The following is an 11688-nucleotide window of genomic DNA, read 5'->3' on the forward strand; positions in this document are numbered from 1 at the left end:
CAGGTCGCGCAGGCTGTAAACCACTAGCGTCGCGAAGAGACAGCACCGTAACCCACACTCTCTTCTGGCGCAGACTCTGCTGCGTCATGCGCCGCGCTCAAATCACGGTCGCGCACTTCCGGCATCAGGATCGCCGAGACCAGTCCAATCGCGGAATAGGCCACCAGCATGGCAACAATGGGCCACCAGGAGCCGGTAATATTGCAGAAGATCCCTGCCAGCACCGGGCCAAAGCCCACCGCCACCAGACCGCCCGCCTCTTTGGAGATGGCCATACGCGTAAAGCGATTTCGCGAGCCAAACATCTCCGCCATAGTGATATTTTCCAGCGCAAACAGCCCCAGCACGGCGAAGTTATGGATAATGATGATAGAGAGCATGATCGTCCCCGGCGCATAGCTCTTATCGACGATGATCGACAGCATCGGGTAGGCGAGTAGAATGGCGGAGATATTGAGAATAATGTACGGCAGACGGCGCCCCACTTTATCGGAAAGCCAGCCCAGCAGCGGGATGGAGATAAACCCGAGAATGGAGCTTATCATCGGCGCATCGGTTGGGATGGCCTTATCGAACAGCAGCGTCTGGACCAGATACCCGGCAAGGAACGTCTGGATCAGACCCGAATTACCCGCCTGACCAAACCGCAGGCCGGTCGCCAGCCAGAAGGATTTGCTTTTCACCATGGAACCCAGCGAGGTATCCGGCTGCACGCTTTGTGCATCGTTTACTTTCTCAAAGACCGGGCTCTCCTTGAGATTCATACGCAGCCAGATGGCGAAGATCATCACCACGACGCTGGCGAGGAACGGCACGCGCCAGCCCCAGGCAATCAGCTCTTCTCGATCGAGAGCAAAGAACATCACCGCCCAGATCGCCGTGGCGCTGAGCGTCCCGCAGTTCGTGCCCATCGCCACCAGCGAGGAGATGATGCCGCGTTTCCCTTTTGGCGCGTACTCCGCCAGCATGGTCCCGGCCCCGGAGATCTCAGCCCCTGCGCCAAGGCCCTGAATAATGCGCAGCGTCACCAGCAGCACGGGAGCAAAAATACCGATCTGCGCGTAGGTCGGCAGGACGCCAATCAGCGTGGTGCAGATCCCCATCATGGTGATGGTGATGAACAGCACCTTCTTACGGCCAATGCTGTCGCCCATTCTGCCGAAGATAAAGGCGCCGACAATGCGTGCGATATAGCCTGCGCCGTAGGTCCCCATCGCCAGGATCAGCGCCATCGCGGCGGACTGTTCCGGGAAGAAGATCTCATGAAAGACCAGGGCGGCCCCCAGCGAGTAAAGCTGAAAGTCCATAAACTCCAGAGCGGTGCCCAGCCAGCCGGAAACGGCGGCTTTCACCAGATCGGAGGTGGTTCTTTGAGGTTGTGCTTGCGTCATAATGGCTATCTCTGAAAGGTAAGATGCGTACCACCAGAGCCTGTCTGCGCAGGCTCTTTACCGCGTATTTGATTATTGACCGAACGTCAGTAAGACCTTGCAGCACTGCCGCTGGTCTTTTTCAAACAGTTCGATGGCGTCTGTTACATGGTGATAGTCAAAGGTATGGGTGATCAGTTTTTCCGGGTCGATCAGCCCTTTCTTCAGCCAGTCGATGACGACCGGGAATTTATTGGCATTGAGGCGGGAGGAGAATATCGCCAGCTCTTTGCCGGTGATGCCCTGCTGAACAATCTGGCTCGGCTCGCTGGAAAAGCCCATCAGCACGATGCGCGCCGCCGGAGAGGCCAGGGTTATCGCTTCCTGCAAAATAGCTGGATGGCAGGCGGCATCAATGATTAACGTCGGTTTGATGCCCTTTTCGTCCAGCGCGGCCTGCAGCGACTGCTCGCCGTTATTAAAGACCCAATCCGCGCCGCTGCGCCGGGCCATCGCCAGGCGCTCGTCTATGCGGTCAACCACGATAACCTGCTTCACCTGATAGACGCCTTTCAGCGCCTGCACGGTGACCAGCCCCATCGGGCCTGCGCCGTAAATCAGCGCGACGTCCTGCCCGGTGGGACTGGCCTGCCCCGTCACGTTGGCGGCGATGGTGAAGGGCTCCACCATAACGGCGTGTTTATCAGGAATGTCATCCGGAATGGGCCAGGCATTTTGTGCAGGTACTGCCGCATATTCGCTGAAGCCGCCGTCACGGTGAACGCCCAGCACCACCAGCGAGGTACAGACGTTCGGTTTTCCCACCGAGCACGGGTAGCAGTGCCCGCAGCTGATCACCGGGTCAACCGAGACGCGCTGGCCCAAGCGGGCAGCATCAACGCCCTCACCCACGGCGTCGATCGCGCCAAAAAACTCGTGGCCAATGACGCGTGGGTACTTAGCAAACGGGTTATGCCCGCGGTAGATGTGGCTGTCTGAACCGCAAATCCCGGCCAGTTTAATCTTGACGCGCACTTCGCCTGCGCCTGGTTCCGGGCGTGGCCGCTCTTCAATCACCAGTTCGTTCGGCTGCTGAATCACTACGCTTTTCATCGTTCTCTCCTCGCTTACCAGTTCCACAGCGTGCCGTCTTCGAGACGGGCCACCGGCAGATAGGCCGGATCGTACGGGTATTTCGCCGCCAGCTTTTCATCAAACTCGATGCCCAGCCCCGGCTTATCCCCAGGATGCATATAGCCGTTATCAAAGCGCCAGCTGTGCGGGAAGACCTCCAGCATCTGTTCGGAGTAGCCCATAAATTCCTGCACGCCAAAGTTCGGCACCCACAGGTCGAAATGCAGCGCGGCGGCGTGGCACACGGGCGAGAGATCAGACGGACCGTGCGAACCGGTACGCACCTGGTAGAGCGAGGCGAAGTCCGCGATGCGACGCATCCCGGTGATCCCGCCCGCGTGGGTAATGGTGGTGCGGATATAGTCGATGAGCTGCTCTTCGATGAGCTGCTTGCAGTCCCAGATGCTGTTAAACACTTCCCCCACGGCAATCGGCGTGACGGTGTGCTGGCGGATCAGTCGGAAGCAAGCCTGGTTTTCCGCAGGCGTTGGGTCTTCCATCCAGAACATGCGGAATTCCTCGATGCTCTTGCCGAAGCGCGCCGCTTCAATGGGCGTCAGGCGGTGGTGCATGTCGTGCAGGAGATGCTCATTGAAGCCGAATTTACTGCGCACCGCGTCGAACAGCTTCGGCGTGAAATCGAGGTATTTTTCGGTGGACCAGAGCTGTTCTTCCGGCCAGTCGCCTTTGGTCGCAGGCTCGTAGGCCAGCCCCTTCCCTTTGGCCATGCCGTAGGTGGTTTTCATGCCCGGCACGCCGCACTGCACGCGGATCGCCTTAAAGCCCATCTCTTTATGGCGGGCGTAATCTTCCAGCACATCGTCAATGGTGTGGCCGGTGGTATGGCAGTAGACCATCACCCCTTCCCGGGAGGCGCCGCCCAGCAGCTGGTAGAGCGGCATGTTGGCCGCTTTGGCTTTGATATCCCACAGCGCCATATCCACGGCGGAGATGGCCGACATGGTAACCGGACCGCGGCGCCAGTAGGCGCCTTTATAGAAAAACTGCCAGATGTCTTCGATGCGGTGCGCATCGCGGCCAATCAGCTGCGGGCAAAGGTGTTCCTTCAGGTATGAGGCCACGGAGAGCTCGCGCCCGTTTAGCGTAGCGTCACCGAGACCGACAATCCCCTCATCGGTGGTGATTTTAAGGGTGACAAAGTTCCGTCCCGGGCAGGTAACAAACACGTCAGCCGCGACAATCTTCATAATTCCTTTCCTTACATCGCTCGTTGTGATGCTGGAAACTTACGCAACTACACTACTACCATACAAGTATAAAGATCATAAAATCAGCTAACGATCACAAAACCGGGGGCTCAGGCGCGCCCCCATCCCACCACAATAATCAGCATACCGCACAGGGCAATCAGCGCCCCGGCCCAGTCGTATGCGCTGAGTTTGACCCCGTCCACGACGCGCAACCACAGCAGCGCTGTACACACATAAACACCACCGTAAGCCGCGTAAACGCGACCACTGGCCGCCGGATGCAGCGTTAGCAGCCAGACAAACAGGGCAAGCGCGACGCCCGCAGGGATCAGCAGCAGTGCGCTTCCCCCCTTCTTCAGCCAGAGCCAGGGCAGGAAGCAGCCGATGATTTCGCATAGCGCGGTGGCAAAAAAAAGCAGCGTCGTTTTAAGCATATTTCACGTCAGGTGAGGATTTATTTAACCATCATACCTGATGATGCCCTTTACTTTTCCATACTTGCCCCGCGGGTATGCCGTCATTTCGCATTAGTGTAGAATCTGTACGGGGTAACCTGATTACCTGCACCCATTTAAAAGGAAACGCTATGACCACATTAAGCAAACGCCTTTGTCTGACAGCCCTGCTGGCGCTGTCATCGTTCGCCTTTGCCGCCTCTGCGACAGCGGAAACCAGCAAGCTCATTATTGAGTCTGGTGACAGCGCGCAAAGCCGCCAGAACGCCGCTATGGACAAAGAACAATGGAATGACACCCGTAGCCTTCGCCAGAAGGTCAACAAACGTGCCGAAAAAGAGTGGGACAAAGAAGATGTTGCTTTTGACGCACGCGATAAGTGTCAGCAAAGTGCAAACGTCAATGCATACTGGGAGCCAAACACCCTGCGCTGCCTGGATCGCCGCACTGGCCGCACGGTAGCCCCGTAATGTCGGTGTCCTGCGACGTCAAACTCCGTCCGCTGGAGCGTGAAGACCTGCGCTTTGTGCACCAGCTCGACAACAATGCCAGCGTGATGCGCTACTGGTTCGAAGAGCCTTACGAGGCGTTTGTTGAGCTGTCCGATCTCTACGATAAACACATTCACGATCAGAGTGAACGTCGTTTTGTGGTGGAGTGTGAAGGTGAAAAAGCCGGGCTGGTGGAGCTGGTTGAGATCAACCACGTTCACCGTCGGGCGGAGTTCCAGATAATCATCTCCCCTGAACATCAGGGAAAGGGCCTTGCGTCACGGGCGGCTAAGCTGGCAATGGATTACGGATTCAACGTTCTGAATCTCTACAAGCTTTACCTGATTGTGGATAAAGAGAACGAGAAAGCGATCCATATCTATCGCAAGCTGGGCTTTATGGTGGAAGGCGAGCTGATTCACGAATTCTTTATTAACGGTGAATACCGCAATACCATTCGCATGTGCATTTTCCAGCATCAGCACCTGGCCGGACATAAACCGTCTGGCGCCAGCCTGCTGAAACCGACCGCGCAGTAACCTGCGCGGTTTTATTCTCAGTAGTATTCAATCGTATTTTTGATGGTGTACTTGCGCTCAACGGCGGGTTTGACGCTGTCGTCTGTGATCGTCAGATCGCAGCTCACCGGGTTATTGTGGCGGTCGTAATCGCAGCTCTGCTTCACGTTGCCCAGCGGCTTGTCGTTCAACATGCTCACGGCCGAGTAATCCATTCTTTTGCGAAGATCTTTAGACGGCGTCGACTGAACGGACAGGTGCTGATCCCCGGAAACGGTGGTTTTGCCCAGCGGGTAGCCATCCGCGTCGTAGCGATACTTCACTTCCATCTCTTTGCCGTGCGCCGCCACCACAAAACCGTTGTCGTCGGTATCCCACGTTATCCCGGCTGACGGCAGTTCGGCCAGCTGGCATTTCCCCTGCAGCTTCACTTTGCGCTGCTGGGTTTCAGCGTCAAGATAGTAATTGGCATCCAGCACCAGCGCCACGCCGGTGTTGGCCTCCAGGTCGTGCAGCTCCAGCGTATCGAAACACCCTTCAGACGAGACGGTGCCGGTGACCCGTTTGGACACTTCGCCCTTCTCGTTGAACAGCGTCTGGGTAAAGTCTTTGACCGGGCCGCGCAGCGGGTCAAAATCAAACTCGTTTGAAAAACTCGCCATCTCGGGCGTAAACGACAGCGGCGCGGAGCTGTTGTCGCACCCCACCAGTGTTGCTGCCAGTAGCGTTATCGCTGCGTATATCTTCACATTCATTTCCGTACAGGAGATTATTCCCAATCATATTAGCAAATACAGCGGCTTACGCGATAGTGAAAACGAATCATCTGAACGCGGAGAAAACCGGTCTCGCCCACGCAGACGGGAAACCAGGCTATATTTTATGGGGAACGGTCAACGCTAAAGGATATATTATGACGGGCATTTCAAAAGAGATTGAATATCACAAAACGAACTTCCTGAATCATCCGTTATTTAATTATCTCAATGACGATGCATTATCGCTTGATGAGCGACTGAGGTTTTTACCCTATATTTCACATTTTGTCATGAGCTTTGCCGATATTAATAAATATATTTTGCCGTTTGCGACGCCCGCCAATCCGCTGGAACGTGCAGTGAATACCCATGCCAGGGAGGATGCCGAACACTGGCCCTGGTTTCTAAACGATCTGCAGACCAGCGGGCAAAATTCCGCCGCTAGCCTCACAGAACACCTGAGCTTTCTGTGGGCTGATAACCTGATTAACAGCCGAAAGCTGACTTACCATTTAATTCAGGCCCTTCACAATCAAAGCGCCAAAATGCGTTTAATCGTAATTGAAGTCATGGAGGCAACCGGCAATGCGACATTTGATACGTTGGCATCCATAACAAAGGGCACGGATAAACAGCTGGAATACTGCGGTCATTTACATTTGAGTCATGAGACTGGACATTCAATGGGGAGCGAGGATGAGATTGTAGATACCCTGAATTTAACGGAAGAGGAAAGAAATAAAGCCAGCCAGATGATTGCTGAGTGCTTTAATGCGTTTCATCGTTTTTTTGATGAAATATTTGAGAATGTCTCACCAGAGCATTCTCGTTCGATTAAATGATAGCGGCTCGCCGCGCGAGGGAGCCAGCTACGCGTGGCAGCATTAAGATTAATCAGAAAATTACAGATAAAAACATAGACTTACGCCTCCCCTGCTACACTAACTTAACACACAGAGAAAAGGAGCTACAGATGAAACGGTTACCCTGGATTACCGCCCTGCTGTTAATGAGTGCCTCGACGGCCGCGCTGGCGGCACCGGATTCCTGCGAGCGCGTGAAAAGCGACATTCAGCAGAAGATCGTCAACAACGGCGTGCCTGAGTCAGGTTTTACGCTGAATATCGTGCCAAACGACCAGGCCGACCAGCCGGGCACGCAGGTCGTAGGCCACTGCGCTAACGACACGTTTAAGATTTTATACACCCGCACAGGCAGCGGTGCGGCAGCTGAACCTCAGTAATTGAGCTTCAATCCCCTTTGATTTGATAAGGATTAATATTTAGTCCCCCCAAATCAGTGACACTCACCCCATCATTAGCCCGGATATCATTTCGGGAAAAATAATACGCAATTATAATGATGGGGTGAGCCATGTCCGATGCTGAACATCACGGCGGAATTAGCCGTCGAACTCTCGTGAAATCTACGGCGATAGGTTCTCTGGCGCTTGCCGCTGGTGGGATCTCGCTTCCATTTGGTCTTAAAAGCGCTGCAGCCGCGGTGAAGGGCGCCGTCCAGCCCCCTGAAGATACCGTCGTGTGGGGCGCCTGCTCTGTCAACTGCGGCAGCCGCTGTGCGCTGCGTCTGCACGTGCGCGACAACGAAGTGTACTGGGTCGAAACGGACAACACCGGCGAGGATGTATATGGCGATCACCAGGTGCGTGCCTGCCTGCGCGGACGTTCAATCCGCCGCCGCATCAATCACCCTGACCGTCTGAACTACCCGATGAAGCGCGTGGGCAAACGCGGCGAAGGCAGGTTTGAACGCATCACGTGGGATGAAGCGCTCGACACTATCACCGCCAGCCTGAAAGACGTGGTGGCCAAATACGGCAACGAAGCGGTGTATATCAACTACTCTTCCGGAATTGTCGGCGGCAATATCACCCGCTCTTCCCCTTACGCTTCGCTGGTGGCGCGCCTGATGAACTGCTACGGCGGTTTCCTGAGCCACTACGGCACCTACAGCACGGCGCAAATTGCCTGCGCGATGCCCTACACCTATGGCAGCAACGACGGCAACAGCACCTCGGATATCGAAAACACTAAACTGGTGGTGATGTTCGGCAATAACCCGGCGGAAACGCGCATGAGCGGCGGCGGGATTACGTACTATCTTGAGCAGGCCCGCGAGCGGTCCAACGCGCGCATGATTGTTATCGACCCGCGCTACACCGACACGGCAGCCGGACGCGAAGATGAATGGATCCCGATCCGTCCTGGAACCGATGCCGCGCTGGTGGCGGGTATTGCCTGGGTATTAATCGACGAAAATCTGGTCGACCAGCCGTTCCTGGACAAATACTGCGTTGGCTACGACGAAAAAACGCTGCCGGAAAGCGCGCCCGCTAACGGTCACTACAAAGCGTATATTCTCGGCCAGGGCGATGACCACATGGCTAAAACGCCGGAGTGGGCCTCACGCATCACCGGCATTCCCGCAGAACGCATCATTAAGCTTGCCCGGGAAATTGGCTCCGCGAAGCCGGCCTATATCTGTCAGGGCTGGGGACCCCAGCGTCAGGCGAACGGCGAGCTGACCTCGCGCGCCATCGCGATGCTGCCGATCCTCACCGGAAACGTGGGGATCAACGGCGGGAACAGCGGCGCGCGAGAGTCGACCTACACCATCACCATTGAACGTATGCCGCTGCCGGATAACCCGGTCAAAACGCAAATCTCCTGCTTCAGCTGGACGGACGCCATCGCCCGCGGGCCGGAAATGACCGCCCTGCGCGACGGCGTACGCGGAAAGGATAAGCTGGACGTGCCGATTAAGTTCATCTGGAACTACGCGGGCAATACCATCATCAACCAGCACTCCGATATCAATAAAACCCACGATATCCTGCAGGATGAAAGCAAGTGCGAAATGATTGTGGTCATCGATAACTTCATGACGTCGTCAGCGAAATACGCCGATATCATCTTGCCGGACCTGATGACCGTCGAGCAGGAAGACATCATTCCTAACGATTATGCGGGCAATATGGGCTACCTGATTTTCCTCCAGCCCGTGACTACGCCGAAGTTTGAGCGCAAGCCCATCTACTGGATCATGAGCGAAGTGGCAAAACGCCTCGGGCCGGATATCCATCAGAATTTTACCGAAGGACGCACGCAGGAGCAGTGGCTGCAGTATCTGTATGCCAAAATGCTCGAAAAAGACCCTCAGCTGCCGTCCTATGACGAGCTGAAAAAAATGGGCATTTACAAGCGTAAAGATCCGAACGGACATTTTGTGGCCTATAAAAAGTTCCGCGAAAACCCGGATGCCAATCCGCTGAAAACGCCTTCGGGCAAGATTGAGATTTACTCCAGCAAGCTGGCGGAGATTGCGGCCACCTGGGAGCTTGAAAAAGATGAGACCATCAGCCCTCTGCCCGTCTACGCCTCGACCTTTGACGGCTGGGATGCGCCCGAGCGCGCGCGGTTCCCGCTGCAGCTGTTTGGCTTCCACTTCAAAGCCCGTACCCACTCAAGCTACGGTAACGTCGACGTGCTTAAAGCGGCCTGCCGCCAGGAGGTCTGGCTTAATCCTGTTGATGCCGAAAAACGCGGTATTAAGAACGGGGATACAGTGCGCGTGTTTAACGATCGCGGTGAGGTGAGAATTGAAGCGAAAGTCACGCCGCGCATCATGCCCGGCGTGAGCGCCATGGGCCAGGGTGCCTGGCACGACGCCAACATGAACGGCGATCGTATCGACCACGGCTCATGCATCAACACGCTGACCACGCACCGCCCGTCGCCGCTGGCAAAAGGCAACCCGCAGCACACCAATCTGGTGCAGATCGAGAAGGTCTAGAAAGTGAAGCGCATGACCGTTGTTTATTCTATGGTCTATAAATTGGTTTAACACAGTCGCGCGGGCGAAATCCGCGCGAGCAAGGAAGATGTAATGAAAGACGTCTCACAGCGTGAATCGTTCGCGTTCAGCGCCCGGGTGCTGGGCGCGCTGTTTTATTTTGCACCCGACAGCGAGCAGGCTGCTCCGCTGGTCCAGGCCCTGACCGCGGGCGACTGGGTTCAGGACTGGCCTCTGCTGCCGGAAACGCTGCAGCCCATTGCCGAATCCTTTGCCTCGCCTGCCGACGAGCCGCTGACGGACGCGTGGCAACGGCTGTTTATTGGCCCTTACGCCCTGCCCGCTCCACCGTGGGGCTCCGTCTGGCTCGACCGCGAATCCGTGCTGTTCGGCGACTCGACCCTCGCCCTGCGTCAGTGGATGCGGGAGAACAATATCGCGTTTGAGATGCAGCAGAACGAACCGGAAGACCACTTTGGGACATTGCTGCTGCTGGCAGCGTGGCTGGCCGAGAATGGTCGCGATGCTGAGTGCGATCGGCTTCTGGCGTGGCACCTGCTGCCGTGGAGCACCCGCTTCCTGTCCGTGTTTGTCGACAACGCCAGGCATCCGTTTTATACCGCGCTGGGTAAGCTCGCGCAGCTGACGCTCACGGACTGGCGATCGAGGCTGCTTATTCCGGTTGCGGAAAAGACGCTGTATCGTTAAAAGATGTGGCTTGCTCGCGGTTGGCGGGCAAGCTACGGTCAAAAGAGGAGACTTAAAAAATTTAACTCGAAACAGGAGGCATATTGAATTTAATAATATAAAATAGCTTTTCCTGGTAAGGTCAACACTTTCGTTTGATACATAAAAACAAAACCATGAATAAAAATTATTCCTTCGAAGACAAGCGTAAGAAATTACTTGTTACAACCGTGATATTGATCGTTTTAGGTGGATGGCTCTGGTATATGTCATGGGCATCTGGCATCTCCCATAACACCATATTAAAAAAATCCGTTCCTGAATGGATAACATATATTTCTTTTGGCGTTTTGACTGGAATAATTTTTGTTATGCGCGCTTTTTATCTGCGCACTTTCAACAAAACATTTGAATATTTTGCCAATGCTTTTTTTAGCGGCTTTTGCCTTGGGTTTGTATTGAGCTTAAATTGTTATGATATTTATGTCTATCTCTTCCCGGACAAAATAATTGGCTATGAATCTGAATATGAGGTTGTCTTTCCGGGTCCTTCGAGAGGTAAGTATAGCCATTGTGAAGCGGGTCTCTGGTTAAAAGATCAGAACACCAACAGATGGGTTCAGCTCTGTACAAACAAAGAGTATCTGCACAGCCACCGTAAGCAGGGAATGACTGGAGTGTGGGTAACGGCCCGCGTTAATAATATTGGAAGTTACATTGTGAATTATGAGTTTATTTATTTGTAGGCACGACCCTATCTATTTTTGTCCCGGTGAAAATGAATGGCGGCGCTCGAGGTCCGCTCCTTGCTTGTAGCCGTCAGCCAGATACTTCGCACCACAGATTGCGCATTCACAGCGGAGAAACCGGCTATGGGCAGGACCATCTCAAAATCGAATCAGGATAAAACCTCCCGTATACCCACAAATTTAGTGGTAGATACGTGACGACTGTTCATCTATTCTGCTTTTTCAGCGAGCAAGCCGGAGTCATTTTTAATGGATAATCCCATATTTCTGAAAACCATCATTATCTTTATTCTCGTCCTGTGGGTAATAGACGTAGTCAGGAGAAAGAAAAAAAAGCGTTATGACTCCGCTATAGCAGAGGCTAATGCCAGAGAACGCTATGAATGGCGCTATCTCAGATGGGGTTGGCAGGCAATACGAGTGGCGGCGGCAGGGTATATCTTTGTTCAGCTGATTCAGTTTTTACTGAGATAGATGGAAGAATAAGGTAAAACGGGCAAGG

At 54.5% G+C, this 11688-nt stretch carries 13 protein-coding genes; 8 read left to right on the forward strand and 5 right to left on the reverse strand.

The window, feature by feature from the left end:
- Positions 1-23: 23 nt before the first annotated feature.
- The 4 genes from USH94_RS06345 to USH94_RS06360 form a co-directional block, all read right to left on the reverse strand.
- Positions 24-1391 carry an MFS transporter gene (locus USH94_RS06345; RefSeq protein WP_111965756.1) on the reverse strand — a complete coding sequence of 456 codons (1368 nt, stop codon included), beginning with the start codon at positions 1389-1391 and terminating at the stop codon, positions 24-26.
- Positions 1392-1463: 72 nt separating this feature from the next.
- The gene (locus USH94_RS06350) at positions 1464-2483 is read right to left on the reverse strand and encodes a Zn-dependent oxidoreductase (protein ID WP_111965755.1); all 1020 of its coding nucleotides are present in this window, start codon (positions 2481-2483) and stop codon (positions 1464-1466) included.
- Between the two features lie 14 nt (positions 2484-2497).
- Positions 2498-3712 carry a D-mannonate dehydratase ManD gene (gene manD / locus USH94_RS06355; RefSeq protein WP_111965754.1) on the reverse strand — a complete coding sequence of 405 codons (1215 nt, stop codon included), beginning with the start codon at positions 3710-3712 and terminating at the stop codon, positions 2498-2500.
- Between the two features lie 110 nt (positions 3713-3822).
- Positions 3823-4149, reverse strand: a complete 327-nt coding sequence (locus USH94_RS06360) for a YnfA family protein (protein WP_111965753.1) — start codon at positions 4147-4149, stop codon at positions 3823-3825.
- Between the two features lie 152 nt (positions 4150-4301).
- On the opposite strand from USH94_RS06360, the gene USH94_RS06365 reads away from it, so the two are divergent.
- Together USH94_RS06365 and speG are read left to right on the forward strand one after the other, a co-directional pair.
- Entirely contained in the window at positions 4302-4640 is a 339-nt protein-coding gene (locus USH94_RS06365) for a DUF1283 family protein (protein ID WP_008502414.1), read from the forward strand.
- Complete coding sequence (gene speG / locus USH94_RS06370) at positions 4640-5200, forward strand: spermidine N1-acetyltransferase (protein WP_048030664.1); 561 nt, start codon at positions 4640-4642, stop codon at positions 5198-5200. Before USH94_RS06365 ends, speG begins: the two co-directional genes overlap by 1 nt.
- Positions 5201-5217: 17 nt before the next feature.
- On the opposite strand, the gene USH94_RS06375 is transcribed toward speG, so the two are convergent.
- Positions 5218-5928, reverse strand: coding sequence for a YnfC family lipoprotein (locus USH94_RS06375; RefSeq protein WP_111965770.1), 711 nt, complete (start codon positions 5926-5928; stop codon positions 5218-5220).
- Positions 5929-5990: 62 nt separating this feature from the next.
- Here USH94_RS06375 and USH94_RS06380 point away from each other — a divergent pair, with 62 nt between their 5' ends.
- The 6 genes from USH94_RS06380 to USH94_RS06405 all read left to right on the forward strand — a co-directional run bounded on the left by USH94_RS06380 (position 5991) and on the right by USH94_RS06405 (position 11660).
- On the forward strand, positions 5991-6779 hold the full coding sequence (locus tag USH94_RS06380) for a hypothetical protein (protein WP_146749044.1): 789 nt from the start codon (positions 5991-5993) through the stop codon (positions 6777-6779).
- Positions 6780-6910: 131 nt separating this feature from the next.
- A complete protein-coding gene (locus USH94_RS06385; RefSeq protein ID WP_021241220.1) occupies positions 6911-7180 on the forward strand; it encodes a DUF1161 domain-containing protein in 270 nt (89 codons plus the stop codon).
- Between the two features lie 131 nt (positions 7181-7311).
- A complete protein-coding gene (ynfE, locus tag USH94_RS06390; protein ID WP_111965751.1) occupies positions 7312-9750 on the forward strand; it encodes a selenate/tellurate reductase subunit YnfE in 2439 nt (812 codons plus the stop codon).
- 93 nt (positions 9751-9843) lie between these two features.
- Positions 9844-10458, forward strand: coding sequence for a Tat proofreading chaperone DmsD (dmsD, locus tag USH94_RS06395; protein ID WP_111965750.1), 615 nt, complete (start codon positions 9844-9846; stop codon positions 10456-10458).
- Positions 10459-10613: 155 nt separating this feature from the next.
- A complete protein-coding gene (locus tag USH94_RS06400; RefSeq protein ID WP_111965749.1) occupies positions 10614-11183 on the forward strand; it encodes a hypothetical protein in 570 nt (189 codons plus the stop codon).
- A 252-nt stretch (positions 11184-11435) separates the two neighbouring features.
- On the forward strand, positions 11436-11660 hold the full coding sequence (locus USH94_RS06405; protein WP_111965748.1) for a hypothetical protein: 225 nt from the start codon (positions 11436-11438) through the stop codon (positions 11658-11660).
- Positions 11661-11688: the final 28 nt, after the last annotated feature.

This window comes from Enterobacter sp. 148H3, from assembly GCF_034107425.1.
GTDB classification, from domain to species: Bacteria; Pseudomonadota; Gammaproteobacteria; order Enterobacterales; family Enterobacteriaceae; genus Enterobacter; species Enterobacter vonholyi.

Excerpts from the sequence above, each read along its gene's own strand:
- USH94_RS06345 (WP_111965756.1), bottom strand. The coding sequence starts at position 1,391 with ATGACGCAAGCACAACCTCAAAGAACCACCTCCGATCTGGTGAAAGCC.
- USH94_RS06350 (WP_111965755.1), bottom strand. The coding sequence starts at position 2,483 with ATGAAAAGCGTAGTGATTCAGCAGCCGAACGAACTGGTGATTGAAGAG.
- manD (WP_111965754.1), bottom strand. The coding sequence starts at position 3,712 with ATGAAGATTGTCGCGGCTGACGTGTTTGTTACCTGCCCGGGACGGAAC.
- USH94_RS06360 (WP_111965753.1), bottom strand. The coding sequence starts at position 4,149 with ATGCTTAAAACGACGCTGCTTTTTTTTGCCACCGCGCTATGCGAAATC.
- USH94_RS06365 (WP_008502414.1), top strand. The coding sequence starts at position 4,302 with ATGACCACATTAAGCAAACGCCTTTGTCTGACAGCCCTGCTGGCGCTG.
- speG (WP_048030664.1), top strand. The coding sequence starts at position 4,640 with ATGTCGGTGTCCTGCGACGTCAAACTCCGTCCGCTGGAGCGTGAAGAC.
- USH94_RS06385 (WP_021241220.1), top strand. The coding sequence starts at position 6,911 with ATGAAACGGTTACCCTGGATTACCGCCCTGCTGTTAATGAGTGCCTCG.
- ynfE (WP_111965751.1), top strand. The coding sequence starts at position 7,312 with ATGTCCGATGCTGAACATCACGGCGGAATTAGCCGTCGAACTCTCGTG.
- dmsD (WP_111965750.1), top strand. The coding sequence starts at position 9,844 with ATGAAAGACGTCTCACAGCGTGAATCGTTCGCGTTCAGCGCCCGGGTG.
- USH94_RS06400 (WP_111965749.1), top strand. The coding sequence starts at position 10,614 with ATGAATAAAAATTATTCCTTCGAAGACAAGCGTAAGAAATTACTTGTT.
- USH94_RS06405 (WP_111965748.1), top strand. The coding sequence starts at position 11,436 with ATGGATAATCCCATATTTCTGAAAACCATCATTATCTTTATTCTCGTC.